The following is a 21,560-nucleotide window of genomic DNA, read 5'->3' on the forward strand; positions in this document are numbered from 1 at the left end:
GATCACTCACCTTTATTATTGTTTTTCATTTTATTATTGGATTTCTTTTTCTTTTTATTATCTGGAAGTACTTTAATCTTTAAATAGTCTTCCATTAAAGCTGTTATTTTACCGGCGAAAAGAATCAAGTTTGTAGATAATCGAATAGCTAAAGATTTCCCTAATGATTTACCACCAACTGTAACAGCAGCTACCAAACTTGTGAATATTACTCCAATAACAAATTGTAGAGTGCTCGTATTACCACTATTTATGCTAAGTGCTAAGTTTAGTACTACAATACCCGATGCAGTACCACTAATAACACCTGCTATATCTCCAATTACATCGTTACAAAAAGTAGCAAACTTATCAGCATTACGGATAATTCTAATCGAATTTTTTGCCCCGTACACTTTTTCAGATGCCATAGAATGAAAAGGTCGTTCACTTGCAGCAGTCGCCGCAATACCCATCATGTCGGAAAGTACACCTATCATTACAATGATAAATACAATAACCATTCCGAGGGCCCAACCAACTCCATTAAGAATGGATGTGGATACAATTGAAAAAATGGCCGCTAACACAAAGGTGATAACGGCTATACTTAGACTAAACTTTATGGATTGTTTTATAATTTTGATCATTATCGTTATTACCTCAAGTTCTGTTTAACCGACGCATATGTACGGTTAGGATGGTCACTTAAAAGGTAAAAATTGCAGCTTAGGTCCAGTAGGTTTTCCCAAGTCGCTACCATGTGTTGCCACATCGGCGGTTTCCCTTTAAAGCGACTTTAGCTCCGTTTCCGGAAGCTAGACTGGATTACCACTTAGTCCGCACTATAATCCCTTTTAAGTGTCTTAAAGAACAGTCTAGGAGTTTTCCTCAACAACCTTTAACCACTTCCTAGCCTCTTTTGCAACGTCTATTTCAGGCAACATTACCACAATGCTTCGTTGGCCTTCCGAAAGCATCATGTGTGCATTGCCATCCCCTAGACATCACTCAAGGCAGGCTACGCTGCAGATAGGGGAATCAAACTCCCTATCTTGCAGGTTCATACCCCATTTCATCCTTGGTGAATGGTATCACCAAGAACAAGAATGGGCCTCCACGGAAGCAGGGTCAACGCCCACATGCCATTGTGGATCGCCCTGCGACCTTAACTCCCAGCATCGACCCAAGGCTGGGCGCCTCAAGCCAACACCAGAAACTTCATCGATGTGCCCTTTGGCGGATTTTTAGGCCCGCCTTCAGAAGTGGAAGATCGACTAGAATACTGCACCATCCTCCCAATACATCTATTTTATCATATTAAATACATTCCCACAATTAGTTAAACGCCTTAAAACATACGGTTTCCAAATAGGTCTATGAAGGAAAGTAACTCTGGTTGGTGAATATTTGCACGACTGTAAGCTTCTTTTGCTTCTACCATACAATCATCACGTTTCTTTTCAGCCCCAGCTAATCCAATTATCTTAGGATATGTACTTTTATTTAGAGCTTCATCACTTCCTACAGGTTTACCGATTACTTCTTCTTTCCCTTTTACATCTAAAATGTCATCTTGTATTTGAAATATTAAACCCAAATGTTCTGCATAATCATTTAACGCCTCAATTTGCGGAGGGTTTGCCCCACCTAAATAGGCTCCAATTTTAACAGATGCGCTAATCAATTCTCCAGTTTTCTTTTGGTGAATGGCAGTTAAATCACTTTCTTCTAACTCTTTCCCTTCCCCTCTTAGATCCATAAATTGACCTGCAATCATTCCTTCAAACCCACTAGCCTTGCTTAATTGATGTATAATATAGACTTTTTCTTCTGCACCCAAATTGGAAGAACCAGAAATAATTTGAAAAGCATAGGTTAATAATCCATCCCCTATTAATACTGCAGTGGCTTCATCAAATTTTTTATGAATAGTTGGATTACCTCTCCTCAAGTCGTCGTCATCCATTGAAGGAAGATCGTCATGAACTAATGAGTATGTGTGGATCATTTCTAGCGCGATTGCAGGCTCAATGACTTTGTTATTTACTTCCCCAAAAGCTTGAAAGGTAGAGAGCATCAAAATTGGCCGAAGTCTTTTTCCACCTGCTTCAATAGTATAGATTAAAGCTTCATTAAGTTCTAATGGTAGGTTCAAATTAGAAACCGATTTCTCAAGTTGTTCATTTATCCAATTACGTTTTGATTCAAACAATGTATCTTTCACAATTATTCTTCCTCCAAGTTATATGCTTCTACTTGTCCATTATCCTTCATGATTTCTGTTATTTCCGTTTCTACTTTTTGTAATTTGTTATTACAAACTTTTGAAAGCTGCATTCCCTCTTTATATGATTCAATCGCTTCTTCCAATGGAACATCACCTTGTTCTAACTTTTGAACAATTTCCTCTAGCTTTTCTAAAGCTTGCTCAAACGACTGCTCTTTCTCTTCGTTACTGTTCTCCATGGAGATCATTCCTTTCTCCTATATTTGTTATCTCAGCTTCTAATTCTCCATCTGTAAGAGCAATTTTGATTTGATCACCCTTATTGTGTTCCGAGATAGAAGTAGTAATCTTTTCATTTTTATATGTTATCGAATAGCCTCTTTTCATTGTCTCAAGAGGACTTAAAATACTCAACTTATTTAATTGATTCGAAAAGTTATTTTTCTTTTGGTTTAGTATCTCATTTGTTAATTGATCAAGACGTTTATGAAGTATCAGATAATCTTTCGTTCTTTGCTCTAGTATATTTATTGGTGTCACTCTACTCAATCTATTTGATAACACTTTAAAGTCATTTGTTCTTCTCTCTAATTGAAGGTTCATCATTCGTTTTAAGTTTTGAAACGTTCGATCAAAATCTTGTTCCTTTTGCCTAGTAAGTTGCTCCGGATATTTAAATGCATAAGATTGTTCTAGTCTCAATAAATTATTCTTATAATTATGAGCCATAGCCTTGATTTGTTGAGTAAGACGATGTTTATAGTTTTCAATTTGTTTATGCAATTCTATTATGGATGGTACGGCTAATTCAGCTGCAGCTGTGGGAGTAGGCGCACGTAAATCTGCAACAAAATCAGCAATTGTAAAATCAGTTTCATGACCAACTGCAGAGATTACAGGAATTTTTGAGTTGAAGATAGAACGGGCTACAACCTCTTCATTAAATGCCCAAAGCTCCTCAATCGAACCTCCACCACGACCTGTAATAATTGTGTCGAAGTCACTTAACTCATTCACAAAGTTAATAGCGCTTGCTATGCTCCCTGCAGCCTTTTCTCCTTGGACTGCCACTGGAATAATAGTTCTCTTTGCAGAAGGGTATCTTCTTTGTAATGTTGTAATAATATCTCTAACCGCTGCCCCAGTGGAAGATGTAACAATAGCAATTCTGTTTGGATAAGTAGGGATTTGCTTTTTGTGAATTTCATCAAACAAACCTTCTGAATGAAGCTTCTTTTTTAGTTCTTCATAGGCTAAATATAGCGATCCAATCCCATCTGGTTCCATTTGTTTAGCATATACTTGGTACTGGCCATTTCTTTCATAAACATCTATATCACCAGTAATCAATACTTTCATACCGTTTTCAGGCTTGAATTTCAAAGAGCTGTTTTGAGTAGCAAACATAACCACACTAATTTTAGCTTGTTGATCTTTAAGGCTAAAGTACATATGACCTCTGCTATGATGGTTAAAATTAGAAATTTCACCTTGTAGGAGTATATTTTGTAAATGAGAATCGGTTTGAAGTTTTCGTTTTATATATTTGGTTAATGCCGTTACCGTCAAATACTTCTGTTCCATTCTCATTCTCCTTTATTCAATTCCTTTGCTGCTTGTACCGTATTGTATAATAACATAGTAATTGTCATCGGCCCTACACCTTTTGGGACTGGGGTAATATTTGCGACATGGCCTTTTAAATCATTCATATCCGCATCTCCAAAAACCTGTTTTTGTTCATTAAATGTGTTTCCAATATCAATTACTGTAGCCCCTTTTTTAACAGCATTTCGTTTTATAAAATGAGCTTTTCCAATTGCGATAATGAGTATATCAGCTCGAGAAGTTAGTTCTTGCAAGTCCTCTGTTTTGGAGTGACAAAACGTAACCGTCGCATCTTTATTTAAAAGTAATTGCCCTACTGGTTTTCCAACTATATTGCTTCTACCGACGATCACCACGTGTTTACCTTTAATAGGTATTTCATAAAAAGTAAGAATCCTCATGATTCCTAATGGAGTACACGGATAAAAACCTGGTTGTCCCACCGTCAAACGCCCTACATTCGTGGGGTGAAATCCATCTACATCTTTCCTTGGATCAATCCATTCCAATACATTTTTTTCATTTATATGGTTCGGAATTGGAAGTTGTAGAAGAATTCCGTGAACATTCATATCTTTATTTAACTTTGAGATTTCGTCCTTTAATTGTTGTTCCGTAATAGAGGGAGGGAAACGGAGGATTTCTGAAGACATACCTAACTTATCTGCAGCTTTCTTCTTCATTGATACATATGTAAGAGAAGCTTGGTCTTCTCCAATTATAATCACTACCAATTTGGGTATGGACCCAACTTTTTTTAATGAATGAATATCAGTTGATATTTTGTTTTTTAATTCTTGAGCGACAGGCTGACCATAAAGTAGTCTAGTTTCCATCGTCTATCCCTCCATAACCTTAGAAAAACTTGGATAATACACCATTAATAAATTTCCCAGACTGTTCATCATTAAAACGTTTGGATAAATCAATTGCTTCGTTGACTACAACTTTATTAGGAGTATCATCTTGATGGAAAATTTCAAATACGGCAATTCTAAGTACCGTTTTCTCAACCGTTCCGATGCGGTTAAAGGACCACTTTTCTAATTTGTCACTAATTTTCTTGTCCAGTTCTGATTTATGCGCAATAACTCCATCTATTAAAATACGGGAAAAAGGATCAAGTTCCTCATCCATTGCAATAACTAATTCCTCTGTAGATTGACTCTCATTTATATCAATTTGATAAAGTACTTGAAATGCTTTTTCACGGCTGTGACTTCGTTTCATCCTAATTCTCCTTTAATTTACTATATATAATAATTTAAAATTAATTGGTTCATTTATAGATAACCCTTATTATCCTACCATGTTCACAATAAGTTTACCATGAAAATAAGTGGAATGAAAAAAGCCTAACTAGTTAGTTTATAATTAGTTAGGCTTCCAATTTAATTATTTAGTTTCTGTTTTTGGTTCGACCGTTTTGTCTTCAATTTGGATCGCAACCACATGAACATTAATTTCAATTATTTCTAATGCCGTCATGTTTTTCAAAGTGGATCGTATACTATCTTGTATTTTTTCAGCAACTTTGGGAATGGATATACCATAATCAAGCACTGTATAAACATCAATTAATATACCTTCTTCACTTAGCTCAACTTTGACACCTTTGCCATGTTTCTTCTTACCTAGTCGCTCCGTAACATTGGAGGCAATATTCCCTCGCATGTTTGCCACACCGCTTATTTCATTTGCAGCAATTCCTGCAATCACTTCAATAACCTCTGGAGCAATTTCGACACGACCTAAAGAAGAATCTTCACTTACATTTAATAAATGATGGTCAGACATGAATAACACTCCTTTGTTTACTATTCTTTCATTACATCATATTCATCTAAGAAGTTTGTATTAAAATCACCTTGAACAAATACAGGGTGGTTCATCATTTTCTTATGGAAAGGAATCGTTGAATGTATTCCTTCAATTATGAATTCGTCTAAGGCACGATTCATCTTCAGAATAGCCTCTTCTCTTGTTTTCCCATAAGTAATTAATTTAGCGATCATTGAGTCATAATAAGGTGGTATATTCCAGCCAGAATATGCTGCGGAATCCACTCTTACTCCAAACCCTCCTGGAGGTAAATACATTTCTACTTTACCTGCAGATGGCATAAAGTTTTTAAATGGATCCTCTGCGTTAATTCTACATTCAATAGACCATCCTTCAAAAGTAACTTCTTCTTGTGTAACATTTAGTGGTTGACCACTAGCAACAAAAATCTGTTCTTTTATTAAATCAATTCCAGTTACCATTTCAGTTACAGGATGCTCAACTTGAATACGAGTATTCATTTCCATGAAATAATACTCATTTTTATTTTTATCATAAATAAATTCTATTGTTCCTGCACCGACATAATTTACCGCTTTCGCAGCTCGAACTGCTGCATTCCCCATCTCTTCACGAGTGGCAGCATCAATTGCTGGGGATGGAGTTTCCTCTATTAGTTTTTGAAGTCTTCTTTGGATGGTACAATCACGTTCCCCGAGATGGATTACGTTTCCATGAGCATCACCAAGAACTTGGATCTCTACATGTCGAAAGTCTTCAATAAATCTTTCTAAATAGACTCCAGGATTACCAAAAGCAGTCTCTGCTTCGTTTTGAGTCATACGGATACCAGTTATTAATTCTTCCTCATCTCTAGCGACACGGATTCCTTTACCCCCACCACCAGCGGTAGCTTTAATAATTACTGGGTATCCTATTTCCTTTGCGACTTTCTTGCCATCCTCTACATCTTCAATTAACCCTTCAGAACCAGGAACAATTGGTACACCCGCTTCTTTCATTGTTTCACGTGCTACGTCCTTCGTCCCCATTCTTGAAATGGCATCTGCACTTGGACCAATGAAAATCACGTTGCACTCTTCACACATTTCCGCAAAGTCAGCATTCTCTGATAAAAATCCATAACCGGGGTGAATCGCATCACAATCGGTCAATTTAGCTAAACTCATTACATTTGTTTTATTCAAATAGCTATCTTTACTTAAGATTGGCCCAACACAATACGCTTCATCCGCTAATTGAACATGCAAGGACTCTTCATCCGCTTCTGAGAATATTGCGACGGTTTCAATACCTAGTTCTTTACAAGCACGAATTATTCTTACGGCGATTTCGCCTCTATTGGCGACGAGTACTTTTTGAATCACGGACAATCCCTCCTATTTATTCTTCACTCGAAATAATGGTTGTCCGTACTCTACTAGTTCTCCATTTTGAACTAGAATTTCAACAATTTCACCATCAACTTCTGCTTCGATCTCATTAAATAGTTTCATTGCTTCTACGATACAGACAACAGACTGACTCTTCACTTGGTCTCCTACCTGAATATAAGCTGGATCTTCTGGAGTTGGTGCTTCATAAAAGGTACCCACCATTGGAGAGGTGATTTCAGTATCATAATCAGTACTCATACTGGCGTTTGATTGATTCTCTTCCTCTTCTTTCGCAGATGGCTCCGTAGTAACTTTTTCTGGTACTGACTGTTCTTGTTCTACTGGCTGAGGTGTAACTGGTTGCTCGGTTGGTTTAGGAGCAGTTTGCACAACTTGTTCTCCCTGTTTTTTCATTGATACTGTAGCACCATCAGCTTCATAAGTGAATTCTGAAATGGATGAATCATCGATTAATTTAATCAGTTCGCGGATCTCTTGTACTTTCAACATGAGTTTTGCACTCCTTCTTCATTTAATAACAGGTACTAATATTTCCTATTAATCATTGTACGATAAAATTGATACAATCTTCAACTTTATCTTTTAATCCACAGAACTTTTAAACAGAAATTTCTCTATTTTCAAGCATGTAAATGAACCGATTTTATCGTTTAACACAAAAAAATAACCCACACCTATAACTAGGTATGGGTTGCTATTACTCTTCTGATTGTAATTTGACTCGAACTTCCATTGGTCCGAATTCATCCCTTGCTAGTTGCATTAAGTGATTCGCATCAGTAGATGACAACTCATTTGCAATGACAGTAATATTAATAAAATCTTCTTCCTGTCTTACTAAAACATCACGATACTCTTTATCTTGTTGAATCATTCTTTCTAAAATTGTTTCTTTTTGAGCCACTGTTTGTAAAGCTGTCATCTCTTCTATAGCTTCATTTTTTTCTTCAGTTGAAGCGTTACTCGAAGCTACAATTGCTGATAACTGTTCTTTCACTTCACTTCTATGATCCTCTTTATCCATTCGAATAGCTGTAAATAATTCATCATTTGATAAATTAGAATACTCTACTTCTCCAACAACTGAGGAATCTTCAGGCTCCTCACTATCTTCTCTATCTTCTTGTTCCTCCCTTTCTTCTTCGTCATCAGGTATTAAAGCAACCTGATCACCACCTGGAGATAAAATATAATACACACTGAGTACAATTAATAAACTTAACATTGTAATTAACCAAACTGTTTGCTTCTTTAAAACCATTTTATTCTTCCTCCCTACTTTTAGGCATTACTGCAATACGATGGGTTGATACGTCCAATAAACGTGATACTGCTTCAATAACCATTTGCTTGTTCTGAATTTGATCGACACCTTCTGCAATCACAAGTACGCCTTTTACAGCCGGACTTTGTGTCTGTATTAATAAAGGTTTTTCTATATTATTTTCTCTAGTTAATACTGTTTGATGTTCAATTGTTTCGTCTTCTACTTGTCTCGTTCCACCACTTTGATCATTTTCGTCGGTTTTTTGATAGCCAGTAATTGTATTTTGTTCATAAATTTTTAGTGCTGAAGCTTCTAATTGCAAGTTAACCTCTACATTTGAAATACCATCCATACGATTTAACGCAAAAGTTAATTCTTCTTGAAGTGCGTTCTGAAAAGATTCCATCGATTGAATTCCTTCTTCTTGTTTCTCTTGATCCTTATTCAACCATACCTCTTGTTCTTCCGACGGATCTATTTCATTCGAATCAGCTTGTCCTCCAAATATGTTGGACACAATCAAAAACAATAAACCGATTAATCCAATTAATAGGATGTAAGAACGTTTACTGGGTCGATTTTCTTCGCTTCCTGAAGATAACCATTTCTTCAACCAATGCATGTTATTCACCATCCCAAACGATCATGATTCTATCACTAGTTACTTCTAGTTGTGATGCTATAAAACCCTTAACCTCTTCTATATCTCTTGTCTGACTTACAGTATGATTAGGAATTTGTACAGTTTTCACTTCCTTAATCACTTCTTCTGATTCTCCAATATAAATTTCCATATGTTCAATATCCTCTAACATCGCCCCCTCCTCATATTGCATTTGAAACTTAATGGAATGAACCGTTAAACCATATTCATCCATCAACTCCTTTTCTAGCATTGAGTGAGTTTGTTCTTCTAACTGTTTTAATATATATGCATCTTGTCCTTCTTGTATTTCACTTTTTTTAGATTCCACGATTTGATCCATCTCGTCTAATTCAAATGCCCCTTCAAAATAATCGAGTTCAGCTATTATATTTGAAGGGTTTACATTAAATATTTTAGTTAACGGGTGTAGGAATATTAAAAGAATAATTAATCCTAGTACAACTTTTAACGTAGCAGCTTGTTTCGATTGAGGAATTAGTAGAGCCAAAATCGTGGCTACGAACATAAAAATAACTATTTGTGTTACCCAGTCAATTAAATATCCCATTCGCACCCTTCCTTACCTGATCATTAGTGTTGCGTTTCCTACAATGATTAAGATGACAATTGCAAAGAAAAACATGATAGACACAATCAATAAAGCAACTAAAATATAAAGTATATGTTTTCCCATCCAATCAATAACTGCAATTACAGGTCCGTCAGCCACTGGTTGTAATAAAGCCGCTGTTACACGGAACATTAGGCCAAGTACAAGAATTTTTATAGCTGGGAAAATAGTTATAATAATAATCATGACCACACTAGCGAGTCCAATTGCGTTTTTTAATAATATAGATGTCGACAGCACGGTATCTGTGGCTTCAGTAAATACCCTTCCTATGACGGGAATAAAATTGCTAGTAACAAATTTAGCCGCCCTGATTGCTAATCCATCTGCAGTAGCTGCTGCGCCACCTTGAAGTGAAATAACAAACATAAATATAGATAAAAATCCTCCCATTAACCAAAAAGCGATCTGACGAAATAAATAAGCAAGCTTTGAGATGTCATGCGTTTGATTCATCTCGTTTGCGATATGTAAAATTGCAGATAGAAAAAATAAAGGAATGATTAATTTTGAAATAAATAGACTACTGAATTGAGTGAAAAACAATAAGAATGGTTGAAAAAAACCAACAGAAGTTATGTTTCCAAACGCAGCCATTAAACTTAAATATAAAGGTAATAGAGCAATCATAAATTGCCCCATCGTATCTATTGTTGTTGTTGCATATGAGATTGCCTGATTGAAACTTGCAATCGCCACCGTAATTAAGACTCCAAAGATAACCATATAACTTACATTAGCTACTGCATCACGTTCAAATGACTCAATGAGTAACTTCAAAAAGACGCTTAATAAAGTTAAAAATATTAGAATGCCAATCGTTTTCCCGTTGTTTACCCATTCCTCTAAGAAAAATAGTACAAATCCTTTTCCCCAATCTGATAATGAAAGCAAGGACGCGCCTTCTACGAAATCCCTCCAGGTTGTTTGATGATCTAATGGGAGGTAGTTCCTGTACTCATTTAAGGTTTCTTTCCATTGATTCTCTAACTCGTCCACTTTTACAAACTCATAGAGTGTTTCTTCTACCTCGTGTTCGTCCTGTTCTGGAAGTTCCTCTTCAGCAACTAAGGTTTTAGGAAAAATTAATATACAGATTGTAAGTATCATAATTCGCAACATTGTTTTATTCATTATGGGACCCCTTCAACTCATTAACGTTGATCTTATGAAGGTACAAAAGCTATTAATACTTCCATTACAGCAATTAAGATCGGTAGAGCAATTAGAAGAATAAATAATTTACCTACAATCTCAACTTTTAAAGCGATCGCGTTCAGATTTGCGTCACGAAGTAACTGAGAAGTAAATTCTGTTATGTATGCTACGCCAATAACTTTGAAAATCGTATCCAAGTGTAAAAGCGATAAATTTATTTGAGTAGTTAGTTGTTGAAAAGCGTTAAACACCTCATTCAATTGCATTAAAACAAATAAGAATACGAAAGTACCTGTGAGGATAGAAAGTAAGTAGGCAATAGAGGTGTTTTTTTCTTTTACTAAAATAATTAATATTGCCGCTACAATAATGACAGAAATTATTTGTAAGAACGCCATTAGGAAGAACCCTTTACATTAACATTTGTAATAAAAATACACTTCTGATTTCTTGAAACAGTTTGGACACATATTCTATTACAATTACTAAAACCAAGATAAACCCTAACAAAGTTGCCCACTGCGCCATATCCTCTTTTCCCATTTGCTTTAAAATCGTATGAATCATTGCTACGACTATGCCTATTCCTGCCACCTGAAATAGTAAATAGATATCTGACATTACCTAACCCCCTTAAATGAGAATTAACACGAGGAGCAACCCAGTTAACACACCTAACGACCGAAACAAACTAGCGAATCGTTTCTCTTCCGCAAGTGCATCAGATAACTCATGATGTAAGTGAACCAATACTAATGAGATCTGTTTTAGCTGTTGTGATAAATTGTGAGAACCAAGTGTTTGAGTGAACTGCAGAAGCAATTCTATTTCTTTTTGTTTTAAAGCGAGCTTATGAAGATTTTTTTTTATAGTTAGAGAGGTGATTTCAGAAACGGATTGATCTGAATGGACCAATTCCTCATAAGTATCATAAAAAAGAAATGAAATTGGTGCATTTACTTGCTTTGATATATTTAACAATATTTGATGAAGAGGCTCTTTGGAATATGTCATTTCTGATTCCATTAATTGAAGAGCGTGTATCAATTCTCGAATTTCTTTAGGTCTTTGGGTATATCGTTTGGCCAGATCGATTCCCACCCACGTGCACGTTAAAAGAATTAGAATTGCCCCGATCCATTTCATTCCTTATTCCCCTTACTTGTTTATGAATTCGATTTCCATCGCTATCATATATCGTTAATACTCGACCTGGACTCGGATTAGAAGCTAATATAACAATTCTGTCAAAAGCTTTCCGTTTCATAATTTGTGTCATGGAAGGTCGCTTTTGTATATCCTCAAAAGAGAAACCATGAATACTACAAAAAACATTAACCCCTGCATACACGGCTTCTAATACACTTTCACAGTCATCCTCATTTCCAATCTCATCAGCTACCAATAGCTGTGGAGACATAGAACGAATTAGCATCATCATTCCCTCTGCTTTCGGACAATCAGAAAGGACATCCGTTCTTCTTCCCAAATCATGTTGTGGAACTCCCTGATAGCACGCTGCTATTTCACTTCTTTCATCAACCAAGCCAACCCGCGTACCATGAACATAATAGTGACCATCGCTAAATGTTCTAATCAAATCACGAAGTAGTGTTGTTTTACCGCTTTTTGGTGGGCCAACTAATAATGTGTTTTTTATTTTTCCATCATAAATATTGGGTAATAAAGCTTGGGAAATACCAATTTTAGCCTTGGCTATTCGTATATTAAATGAAGAGACGTGTGTAATCGCTTGTACACTTCCATTGTGAATAGTCACTTTTCCACTGATGCCTATTCGGTGACCACCTTGAATCGTGATATAACCTTTCTGTAACTCTTCTTCTAATCGATATACCGAGTGCTCACTTATTTTAGTCAGTAAAGCAGTGGCATCCATACTCGAAAAAATATACTTCTCAACAAATTGTTCATGTGTATGAAAAATAATTTGTGGCGCTTGTCCAACTCTTAGCCTAATTTCTTCAATCGATTTTTCTTCCTTAGGAGTAATATGCTGATCCATCCATAATTTAAGTTTATAGGGTAAGTACTGTGTGACTTCCTCCATGACTATTCACTCCTTTATTAGAGTCTATGATTTTAAGTATCTGATATAACCAAAAAAAGAGCATTCGCTTGAGTGCGAATGCTCTTAAGTATTTAATTCATTAAGCTCTAGAAACATATTTACCTTCTGAAGTGCTAATAGTTAGAACTTCACCTTTATTAATAAAGAATGGAACTTGTACGATTAAACCTGTTTCTAATGTTGCAGGCTTCGTACCTCCGCTTGCTGTATCCCCTTTTATGCCTGGTTCTGTTTCTACAACTTCTAAATCAACGTTATTAGGAAGTTCAATTCCTAAAGTATCTCCATCATAGATTAAAACTTGAACTTCCAAGCCTTCTTTCAAGTAATTCAGTTCATTTTTGATTGTTTTTTCGGGAATTTCAATTTGATCAAATGTTTGTGTATCCATAAAAGTGTGCGCTGGCCCAGTCGCATATAAATATTGCATATTATTACGTTCCAAGTGCGCTCTGTTTACTTTTTCTCCACCACGGAATGTTTTTTCTTGAATACTACCATTTTCAAGATTTCTAAGTTTAGAACGGACAAATGCTGCACCTTTTCCTGGTTTCACATGTTGAAATTCTAATACTTGCCAAATGGAATTATCTAATTCGATCGTTAATCCTGTCTTAAAGTCGTTTACTGAAATCATAATCTTCCTCCTCTAATCAATCGAAGATGCTTTTTTTATTATAACGTTATTAACTCTTTAGTGGAATGGGTTAGTCTTTGGTTTCCATTTTCAGTAATGACTGTGTCATCCTCTATTCTACAACCACCTACGTTCGGCACATAAATTCCAGGTTCCACTGTTACTACCATGCCAGGCTCTAGTACTTTATCACTTTTGAACGAGAGTGCTGGTCCTTCATGAACATCCATACCAAGTCCGTGTCCAGTAGAATGCCCAAAATAATCCCCGTAACCTTTTTCTTTTATATAATCTCTAGTTAATGCATCAGCTTCCTTACCTGTAATCCCGGCTTTTGTACCTTCCATTCCACGTAATTGGGCTTGTAAAACGGTGTCATAAATTTCTTTTAGCTGATCGCTAATTTCACCGACAGCAAACGTACGTGTCATGTCTGAACAATACCCTTTATATAACGCCCCGAAATCAAGAGTTACTAATTCCCCTGATTCAATCTTTTTTTCTGAAGCTACGCCATGTGGTAATGCGGAACGATAACCAGAAGCTACAATAATATCAAAAGAAGACGAAACCGCCCCTTGTTTTCTCATAAAAAACTCTAGTTCATTGGAGACGTCGATTTCTCTTACACCTGGCTTAATAACCGTTTGAATATATTCAAACGTATCATCGGCAATTTTCGCTGCATCTTTTAAGATAGCAATTTCTTGATCGCTCTTAATTAAACGAAGCTCCTCTACCATACCTGCTGCTGGTATAAATTCAGCTTTCAATACTTTTTGATATGTTTCGAAAGTTTGATAAGTTAGGTGTTCTTTTTCGAAACCTAATCGTTTTATACCAAGCGCTTCCACTTGAGCTGCCACTTCATCTTGAATAGGGCCACGATGTTCAATTAACTCAAATCCTTCTACTTGTTCTTTAGCTTGTACAGTATAGCGAAAATCGGTAATAAATTTTGCATCCTCACCTGTAATAAGTACAACTCCTGCAGTGCCTGTAAATCCAGTCATATAACGGCGGTTCTGACCACTCGTGATTAGCAATCCGTCTAAATCTTCAGAAGCAATTTTGTTTCTTAGTCTATTTATTTTTTCCATGCTTATCTCTCCCCTTTTTCATTCATTAATTGAATTAGTCCGTATGCTGCTATCTGATATCCAGCTACACCAAATCCTACAACTTGTCCAGAAGCTACTGCACTAATGTAGGATTGATTTCGAAAAGACTCTCGGTTATGTATGTTTGAAATGTGCACTTCGATCACTGGGAGATTTATAGCTTCAATCGCATCCCTTAAGGCAATACTTGTATGGGTGTATGCTCCAGGATTAAAAATCACGCCAGCGAATTCTTGATCCAAGGAGGTTTGTTGAAGTATGTCAATCAATTCTCCCTCATGGTTTGATTGCTTACTTTCTAATGACAAACCATGATTCATCAAGAAATCTCTTAAATCATTTTCAATCTGATCTAATGTATGACTACCATATTGTCTAGAATCCCTTTTCTCTAAAAAATTAAGGTTCGGTCCATTTAACAGAAGAAATTTTGTCATATGCATTCACCACCTAAAGGCTTTTCTAGTACAGTTTATCATAATTATTCATTGTTTTGTGACATTTTACGGTCCAATCTTTCTCCATGGTAATCGTAAGAGATGGTATAGCCGACAAATACACCGTATAATACAGCTAAACACACGGATGTAACAATGGTATCACTTCCTAGTTCATTTAAAGGTGGAATATTAGGTAGCAACAAACCAATACCAATATAAACAATGCCCCAAATAACTAGTCCATAAACAAACCCAGGAAGCCAACCTGTAAGCTTTTTCAAAGTAGCATAATATAGATAACCAGGTATAGCCCCTAATAATATTATAATAATTAGACTCACTATCTCTCCCCAAAACTGGTCTACCCAACTATCTTGTATAAATGGCCTTAAAGTAAATGAAGCATGTGACAAGTCTGTAAAAGTTAAAAAATACGTGAAGGAAAATATCGATCCAAAGATAAAAGCTCCAAACATACCAGTTATGATACTTTTCATTATGATGGAAGAATGATTTTCCATAAACATACACCTCTTCGTTAAACAAGTTTGTGTTTAGTACTACCCCAATAGGAATATATATTCTCTTATAACCAACAAACTTTTTTAGTATTTTTAATTAAGATGTGCTAAATCATGTCTTTCATACTTCTATACGTTTTTTTAAAAATAAGATACACTTAAGTAAGATAGAACATGTGGAGAGGGGATTTAAATGCGCAGCTCTAAGATTAGTTGGATTATTATTATAATTGGTATATTGGCAGTAATTGGCCTATTTGGTAATCTAATCACAAATCCTTTAGGATTTCTTCAAAGTATTTTCACGATGATAGGAATAGCAGCAGTTATTGGATTACTTGTCTATTTCTTATTAATCCGAAAGCGAACTGCAGGCAATCCAAATTACCGAAAAGCTGTGAAACAATCAAAACAAAGGTATGGTTCTGCGGACCCTAAACTGCGTAATAACAACCATATTAAAAAACCTGTTAAGTTGGAACGTAAAAAATCTAAGCAATCAAAACATTTAAAAGTAATCAAGGGCAATAAAAAATAACGCAAAGGCAATTCGCCTATTGCGTTATTTTTAGATCACCCTGCCACCTTTTGAAAAAAGCAGCAGCCTTCCTGCGTCCAGTTTCAATTAAGTATTGTTTTTGTAAGTCCGTTAAATCAAATTCAGTAGCACTCACACCCTCAGTCGGTATGAAAATTATCTGTTTAGCATCCGCTTCGGAAATGTATCTAGCATCATGAGCCTGCATCATCGTGTGCGTAATCGCTTCCAGCATTTGAACTGCATTATTTAAAGGTTTTTTTGGCAATACAGGGGAGCCAGCAGCTAATTTCATACCAATTATTGGACGTAACGGCTTCTCATCTTCACTGAATACCCAGTAAGGGAAATTACTTAAAACCCCTCCATCTACTAAATAGCTCTTATATCTTCTCTTTGTAAGAATTGTATCCGGTTGAAAAATATATGGAATACTTATACTCATACGTACTGCTTTCGCTACTGGGAAGTCTTCTATAGAAACATCATAATAGGATTCTAAATCTCTAGGAAACATGGAGATCCTTGCGTTCGTAAGATCCGTGCAAATGATATGAAGTTTATCCTTTGGTAAGTCATTAAAAGAATATACTCCTTTTTTCTTTAAGACATTAGTTAACCACTCTTCAAAGTGATCACCACCATATATTCCTAAACGAAAGTAAACATTCATCCATTTGATTAGTGGGATTTTTTTATTTACAAAGCTTTCTTGCAAAATTTGATTCGGTTGTAAGTCAGTAAATATCTTCTCTAATTCACTTGCTTTATAACCTGAAGCCAATAATGCGGCTACTAAGGCACCTGCAGACGTACCTGCTAATCTTTTGAATTGAATACCTTTTTCTTCGCAAATTGAAAGGGCTCCTAAGTAGGCATAAGCCTTAACTCCTCCACCAGAAAATACACCATCTACATTCACAGACTCCCCCCTTTATAAATTGTATGGAGGAGACTCCTTTTTTAGTAGAAGTCTATAAAAAAGAGGCTAAACTTAGTTCCGTTTAGCCTCTAAAATATTCATTTATAATCCACATTTTAACTGTGCGCCACAGTTTGTACAGGTGTTACAACCACCTACGTCTTCAATGTTTCCTTGTCTACAGACAGGGCATGTATCTCCCACTTCAGAACCAACATTCACATTTGTTTTATCTAATTCTGATACTGTATCCATTAAGACAACTTTTTTCTCTTCATCTTCAAAAAGTTTCGTTTGCTCAGAGAAATCATTTTCTTCTGCTTTCAAGGAGAGAACTTGCGTGTCACGGCTTCCATCTACATAAACCGTTCCACCTTTAGCTCCACCATTATAAAGTCTTCTGTATACTTGCTCTACTTGTTCCACACTATAGCCTTTTGGAGCATTCACTGTTTTTGATATGGAGCTATCTACCCATTTTTGGATAACACACTGTGTATCCGCATGCGCCTCAGGAGATAAACTCATTGCAGTCACAAACCACTCAGGTAATTCCTCTTGAGATGCTTCTGGATGACGATCATAGTATTCTTGAACAATATCCGCTTTCACTTCAATAAATTTACCTAATCGTCCACTGCGGTAGTAAGTGAAGGAGAAGTATGGTTCAAGACCTGTTGATACACCCACCATCGTTCCAGTTGAACCTGTTGGAGCTACTGTTAGTAAGTGAGAATTACGGATGCCATAGTCAAGAACACCTTGCTTTATATCTTCAGGCATCTTTTGCATGTAGCCTGTTCCAATAAAGCGTTCTCTTAACAACTTCGTCTCTGCTTCATTTTCCCCCACTAAAAATGGAAAACTTCCCTTTTCTTTTGCTAGCTCTATGCTCGTCCTATAAGCTGTAGTTGCAATTGTTTCAAAGATCTTATCCACAAGCTGATCTCCATCAGTTGAGCCATACTCCGTTTCACAATAAATCAATAAGTCATGTAGACCCATAACACCGAGACCAACTCTTCGTTCGCCTAATGCTTGTTTTCTATTCTCTTCAAGGAAATAAGGTGTTGAGTCGATGACGTTATCTTGCATTCTAACCCCAGTTGCCACCGTTTGCTCTAACTTTTCAAAGTCAGGTTTCTTGTTATCTTTATCAGCAATAGATGCTAAATTCACCGCTGCAAGATTACATACAGAATAAGGAGCTAAGGGCTGCTCTCCGCAGTTATGAGCAACGAAGCCATTTGCTATTAACGAATGTGTTTCTGGTTCCGTGATATCATATACTGTTGTGTATTCGCCTTCTTCGATCGTGTCAACTTTACTTATAAAATACTCTCTTTTTCTCGGATTTGAATTGAGATCAGATAATTTCTCCTCTTTCTCAGTATGGTATAGGAAACCGACATCTTCTTTAAAGAGATTTAAATTCTTTCCTGAAATAATTAATTCATAAAATGGACGGCTCTCATATGTTTTTTCTTCTCCATCCACAGTAGTATAAGTGAACTGTGCCTGATTTTTCTTATGACGGTCATATATTTTCGCATGAATTCCCAAGTTTAATAGCAGCAATTGAACATCACGCAATAATTCCTGGGAACTCGATGTTAGCCTTGCAGTTCTATGATTTGGATCCGAAGTATATACCGTACCATCTGCAGAAAAAAGTGCTCTTAAAAACGTCACTACATTTTCTTTCGTAGCTGTAAATATCTTATCTGGAACTCTTTTTAAATGTGCTTTTGTTCGTTTTACACCCATTTGTTCTAATTGCTCTGTAAATGATTTTCGGTTATACATTACTTGGAATGTACCATTTTTACGCTCGTGAACTTTAGCCTTAAGTCCAGATAAACTTTCACCAGCTTCAAGTAAAGAAGGAATAATACTTGAATCATCTTGACCAAACACAAGTCCAACTCTTCCATCTTTCGCTAACCATCCATCTCCAGTTAACCACCCTAAGAAAAGTGCGCTTTCTTCAGAAAGATCATCATGAATGGAGAAGTTTCCGGCTCCAGATTGAATGTAAACATCATCCTCTTGTGTGAGATCTTTAGCTTCTTTCCAACCAGAATTTGTATATACTCTATGATCTGGAGTTACGTTTAACTGCATTCCGTTCTTCAACTGAATTTTTAATGTTTTTCTTTCGCCAGTTGGAAAAACAGTTGCATTTCTCATTGCTACACCAGGCATCTCATACGTTCGACCATTTACCACTTGCACTTGCTCTTTTAAGCGCAAGTCTGTTGCAGTTTTAAAAGCTCTATCTCCCTGCTGTTTATATAGGTCTTCAATCGTAATAAGACCAAATTCTGTACTAATTCTTGTATTTGGATGGAAACATGGGTTAGTCGCTACTACCTTTTGGCCATATGATGTCGCATTCGTTTCTCTATTTGCATTATCGATAAAGAAAATTCCTGGTTCAGCAGAATAGGTTGCACAAATATTGATCAGATTCCAAAGTTCATTTGCTGGAATAGTCTGATAAACTTTGACACCATAGCCTAGCTTTTCCCATTCTCGAACGTCTCCAACTTCATGCCAGTTTTTGTTGTAAGCTTCCATCTCTTCTGCAGTATAATTTTCAACATCTGGAAATCTCAACTCATACATTTCATCATTTTCTACTGCTTTCATGAAATCATCCGTAATACATACAGAAATATTTGCGCCTGTTAAGAAGTCTGGATTGTGAACACTATACGTTCCTTCATCTCTTAATTTATTTTCTGCATCACGAATATTTTCATCTGAAAATCCGCCTTGACCAGGGATATGCTTATAATTAACAATCCCTTGATACATTTGAATTTCATTCAGACTCAATGGTGTGAATTTTAATTTATCTTTTGCAATTTGCTGAACCGTTTCATCCTCAATATTTTCAATTAAGTATCTTAAGATCCTAGGGTTTTGCATTTTCGAAATTATGAAATCAAGTAAGTCCGGATGCCAGTCATTTAACATGATCATCTGAGCACCACGTCTAGAACCACCTTGTTCTACTAGGTGAGTCAACTTGGCAATATCATCTAACCAACTTACAGAACCAGATGATTTTCCGTTGACCCCACGCGCTAAAGAATTCTTGGGCCTTAACGTCGATCCATTTGTACCAACACCACCGCCTCGTGACATGATCTCCATCACTTGTTTACGATGATCACTAATACCTTCTCTTGAATCTCTTACAAATGGCATTACATAACAATTAAAGTAAGTAACATCTGTATTAGAACCAGCACCATATAATACTCTTCCAGCAGGTACAAAATTTAAATTAGATAACTCTTGATAAAAGTCATTATAAGCCTTTTGTTTCTTTTCAGGGGTAGTTTCTACTGCTGCAAGACCAGTTGCATTTCTAGCTGCAATTTGCTCGTAGTACACTTCTAATGGTTTATCTATAACACTAATGCTACGCTCAATTAGTCCTGTTTCCTGCTCCGTTTCATTTTCTAGTACATGTTGATAGTCATTTTCCACTTTAACAATAGCTTTCCCTGTGGATATATCAACCGACTTTATGAACCCTGTTCCCCTCGCTGGAAATTTAGGGTCTTCCTTGATCGTTAAGACGACAAAGTCACCTTTCTTTAACGTTCTTTTTTCTGTGTCTTTGAACGCATACCGATCTAACATAACAAGTCTTGATACACCTTTGTGAGTTAACACCATTTCAGAGGTGATTGGATGTACTTGTGGAAACTGTTTAATATCCTCATTTAACTGTTTTGTATCTAATACAAATTCTCTCGTTTGAATATCTTGCATTCCCTTACCTCCTTCGCGTAAGATAGAATCGTTGTACGATGCTAGTTACGTATTTCGTCTGAATCCAATATAGCAAACTCCGACAAGTAAATCAATATATAGTATTTATAATTTAAAAAAATATCTATATATAGATTATCACTCATAAATAATGTCAAAAGTCAACAGGGAACTTAGACTTATTTTTCTTTGACCTACATAATTTTCGGTTAAACTATTTAAAGAAAACCTTTGAAACTACTAGCAATCATACATATAATGAAATAGGGAAAGTTATACTAGAAAGAGGGGAACCCAATGGAAGTATTGTTAATTATCTTACTTGTGTTAGCAGGTTTTATACTATTTGCAGTATTTAAAAATATGCGCACACAAAAATATTTGAAAACATTATCCGAAGAACAATTTAAAGAAGGTTATAGAAAAGCAGAACTAATCGATGTTCGTGAACCAAAGGAATACGATCGTGGCCATATTCTTGGGGCAAGAAATATACCTATGTCACAAATGAAACAGCGAAATGCTGAAATCAGAAAAGACAAGCCTGTATATTTATATTGCCAAAGAGGTTCAAGATCATTAAGAGCTGCAAATTTCCTTCGTAAAAAGGGATATAAAGAACTGTATCAACTTAAAGGTGGATTCAGTAAATGGAATGGCAAGATTAAAGTAAAGAAAAAAGGTTATTAAAATTTAAGTACATCAATCGTTTTCGGTTAAAATACAGTGAATGTAGCTTCTATCCTATAATGATTAGAAAGGTCCAGCGCAATGTAATTTG

At 36.0% G+C, this 21,560-nt stretch carries 25 protein-coding genes; 2 read left to right on the forward strand and 23 right to left on the reverse strand.

From position 1 onward, the window contains the following. Positions 1 to 2: 2 nt before the first annotated feature. The 21 genes from G532_RS0102615 to G532_RS14615 all read right to left on the reverse strand — a co-directional run bounded on the left by G532_RS0102615 (position 3) and on the right by G532_RS14615 (position 15,530). On the reverse strand, positions 3 to 629 hold the full coding sequence (locus G532_RS0102615) for a hypothetical protein (RefSeq protein WP_027963399.1): 627 nt from the start codon (positions 627 to 629) through the stop codon (positions 3 to 5). 701 nt (positions 630 to 1,330) lie between these two features. Beyond that, positions 1,331 to 2,206 (reverse strand): polyprenyl synthetase family protein, encoded by an 876-nt coding sequence (locus G532_RS0102625; RefSeq protein ID WP_156882519.1) that lies wholly within the window; start codon positions 2,204 to 2,206, stop codon positions 1,331 to 1,333. Positions 2,207 to 2,208: 2 nt separating this feature from the next. Further along, a complete protein-coding gene (gene xseB, locus G532_RS0102630) occupies positions 2,209 to 2,448 on the reverse strand; it encodes an exodeoxyribonuclease VII small subunit (RefSeq protein ID WP_027963401.1) in 240 nt (79 codons plus the stop codon). Further along, positions 2,435 to 3,793 carry an exodeoxyribonuclease VII large subunit gene (gene xseA, locus G532_RS0102635; protein WP_027963402.1) on the reverse strand — a complete coding sequence of 453 codons (1,359 nt, stop codon included), beginning with the start codon at positions 3,791 to 3,793 and terminating at the stop codon, positions 2,435 to 2,437. The genes xseB and xseA overlap by 14 nt, the downstream gene beginning before the upstream one ends. Before the next feature lie 2 nt (positions 3,794 to 3,795). Further along, on the reverse strand, positions 3,796 to 4,653 hold the full coding sequence (locus tag G532_RS0102640) for a bifunctional 5,10-methylenetetrahydrofolate dehydrogenase/5,10-methenyltetrahydrofolate cyclohydrolase (protein WP_027963403.1): 858 nt from the start codon (positions 4,651 to 4,653) through the stop codon (positions 3,796 to 3,798). 19 nt (positions 4,654 to 4,672) lie between these two features. Next, positions 4,673 to 5,047 carry a transcription antitermination factor NusB gene (nusB, locus tag G532_RS0102645; protein WP_027963404.1) on the reverse strand — a complete coding sequence of 125 codons (375 nt, stop codon included), beginning with the start codon at positions 5,045 to 5,047 and terminating at the stop codon, positions 4,673 to 4,675. Between the two features lie 165 nt (positions 5,048 to 5,212). Beyond that, the gene (locus tag G532_RS0102650; protein WP_027963405.1) at positions 5,213 to 5,614 is read right to left on the reverse strand and encodes an Asp23/Gls24 family envelope stress response protein; all 402 of its coding nucleotides are present in this window, start codon (positions 5,612 to 5,614) and stop codon (positions 5,213 to 5,215) included. Positions 5,615 to 5,634: 20 nt separating this feature from the next. After that, positions 5,635 to 6,987 carry an acetyl-CoA carboxylase biotin carboxylase subunit gene (gene accC / locus G532_RS0102655; RefSeq protein WP_027963406.1) on the reverse strand — a complete coding sequence of 451 codons (1,353 nt, stop codon included), beginning with the start codon at positions 6,985 to 6,987 and terminating at the stop codon, positions 5,635 to 5,637. A 12-nt stretch (positions 6,988 to 6,999) separates the two neighbouring features. Then, the gene (gene accB / locus G532_RS0102660) at positions 7,000 to 7,506 is read right to left on the reverse strand and encodes an acetyl-CoA carboxylase biotin carboxyl carrier protein (protein ID WP_027963407.1); all 507 of its coding nucleotides are present in this window, start codon (positions 7,504 to 7,506) and stop codon (positions 7,000 to 7,002) included. A 208-nt stretch (positions 7,507 to 7,714) separates the two neighbouring features. Continuing rightward, positions 7,715 to 8,278, reverse strand: coding sequence for a SpoIIIAH-like family protein (locus tag G532_RS0102665; protein WP_027963408.1), 564 nt, complete (start codon positions 8,276 to 8,278; stop codon positions 7,715 to 7,717). A gap of 1 nt (position 8,279) precedes the next feature. After that, a complete protein-coding gene (spoIIIAG, locus tag G532_RS0102670) occupies positions 8,280 to 8,906 on the reverse strand; it encodes a stage III sporulation protein AG (RefSeq protein ID WP_035512448.1) in 627 nt (208 codons plus the stop codon). Position 8,907: 1 nt separating this feature from the next. Next, positions 8,908 to 9,498 carry a stage III sporulation protein AF gene (gene spoIIIAF / locus G532_RS0102675; RefSeq protein ID WP_027963410.1) on the reverse strand — a complete coding sequence of 197 codons (591 nt, stop codon included), beginning with the start codon at positions 9,496 to 9,498 and terminating at the stop codon, positions 8,908 to 8,910. Positions 9,499 to 9,510: 12 nt separating this feature from the next. Next, positions 9,511 to 10,695: a stage III sporulation protein AE gene (gene spoIIIAE / locus G532_RS0102680; RefSeq protein WP_027963411.1), complete on the reverse strand. Its 1,185-nt coding sequence runs from the start codon at positions 10,693 to 10,695 to the stop codon at positions 9,511 to 9,513. Between the two features lie 32 nt (positions 10,696 to 10,727). Then, positions 10,728 to 11,117 (reverse strand): stage III sporulation protein AD, encoded by a 390-nt coding sequence (spoIIIAD, locus tag G532_RS0102685; protein WP_027963412.1) that lies wholly within the window; start codon positions 11,115 to 11,117, stop codon positions 10,728 to 10,730. A gap of 13 nt (positions 11,118 to 11,130) precedes the next feature. Next, on the reverse strand, positions 11,131 to 11,340 hold the full coding sequence (spoIIIAC, locus tag G532_RS0102690; RefSeq protein WP_027963413.1) for a stage III sporulation protein AC: 210 nt from the start codon (positions 11,338 to 11,340) through the stop codon (positions 11,131 to 11,133). Positions 11,341 to 11,352: 12 nt separating this feature from the next. Beyond that, positions 11,353 to 11,865, reverse strand: coding sequence for a stage III sporulation protein SpoIIIAB (gene spoIIIAB / locus G532_RS0102695; protein WP_027963414.1), 513 nt, complete (start codon positions 11,863 to 11,865; stop codon positions 11,353 to 11,355). Then, positions 11,780 to 12,790: a stage III sporulation protein AA gene (gene spoIIIAA, locus G532_RS14610; protein ID WP_051189028.1), complete on the reverse strand. Its 1,011-nt coding sequence runs from the start codon at positions 12,788 to 12,790 to the stop codon at positions 11,780 to 11,782. Before spoIIIAA ends, spoIIIAB begins: the two co-directional genes overlap by 86 nt. Before the next feature lie 100 nt (positions 12,791 to 12,890). Next, positions 12,891 to 13,448, reverse strand: coding sequence for an elongation factor P (gene efp / locus G532_RS0102705; protein ID WP_027963415.1), 558 nt, complete (start codon positions 13,446 to 13,448; stop codon positions 12,891 to 12,893). Positions 13,449 to 13,486: 38 nt separating this feature from the next. After that, entirely contained in the window at positions 13,487 to 14,548 is a 1,062-nt protein-coding gene (locus tag G532_RS0102710) for a M24 family metallopeptidase (protein WP_027963416.1), read from the reverse strand. Positions 14,549 to 14,550: 2 nt separating this feature from the next. Further along, positions 14,551 to 15,006, reverse strand: a complete 456-nt coding sequence (gene aroQ / locus G532_RS0102715) for a type II 3-dehydroquinate dehydratase (RefSeq protein WP_027963417.1) — start codon at positions 15,004 to 15,006, stop codon at positions 14,551 to 14,553. A 44-nt stretch (positions 15,007 to 15,050) separates the two neighbouring features. Beyond that, positions 15,051 to 15,530, reverse strand: a complete 480-nt coding sequence (locus tag G532_RS14615; protein WP_051189029.1) for a YqhR family membrane protein — start codon at positions 15,528 to 15,530, stop codon at positions 15,051 to 15,053. A gap of 193 nt (positions 15,531 to 15,723) precedes the next feature. Between G532_RS14615 and G532_RS0102725 the strand changes: the two genes are divergently transcribed. Next, the gene (locus G532_RS0102725; protein WP_027963418.1) at positions 15,724 to 16,068 is read left to right on the forward strand and encodes an SA1362 family protein; all 345 of its coding nucleotides are present in this window, start codon (positions 15,724 to 15,726) and stop codon (positions 16,066 to 16,068) included. Between the two features lie 16 nt (positions 16,069 to 16,084). Here G532_RS0102725 and G532_RS0102730 read toward each other — a convergent pair whose 3' ends face one another. Together G532_RS0102730 and G532_RS15775 are read right to left on the reverse strand one after the other, a co-directional pair. Then, positions 16,085 to 16,990, reverse strand: a complete 906-nt coding sequence (locus G532_RS0102730) for a patatin-like phospholipase family protein (RefSeq protein ID WP_027963419.1) — start codon at positions 16,988 to 16,990, stop codon at positions 16,085 to 16,087. Positions 16,991 to 17,092: 102 nt separating this feature from the next. After that, positions 17,093 to 20,779: a vitamin B12-dependent ribonucleotide reductase gene (locus G532_RS15775; protein ID WP_084500507.1), complete on the reverse strand. Its 3,687-nt coding sequence runs from the start codon at positions 20,777 to 20,779 to the stop codon at positions 17,093 to 17,095. 297 nt (positions 20,780 to 21,076) lie between these two features. Between G532_RS15775 and G532_RS0102740 the strand changes: the two genes are divergently transcribed. Continuing rightward, positions 21,077 to 21,469 carry a rhodanese-like domain-containing protein gene (locus G532_RS0102740; protein ID WP_027963420.1) on the forward strand — a complete coding sequence of 131 codons (393 nt, stop codon included), beginning with the start codon at positions 21,077 to 21,079 and terminating at the stop codon, positions 21,467 to 21,469. Positions 21,470 to 21,560: the final 91 nt, after the last annotated feature.

Origin of the sequence: Halalkalibacillus halophilus DSM 18494 (assembly GCF_000423105.1) — a bacterium.
In the GTDB taxonomy this organism is placed as follows: Bacteria; Bacillota; Bacilli; order Bacillales; family Alkalibacillaceae; genus Halalkalibacillus; species Halalkalibacillus halophilus.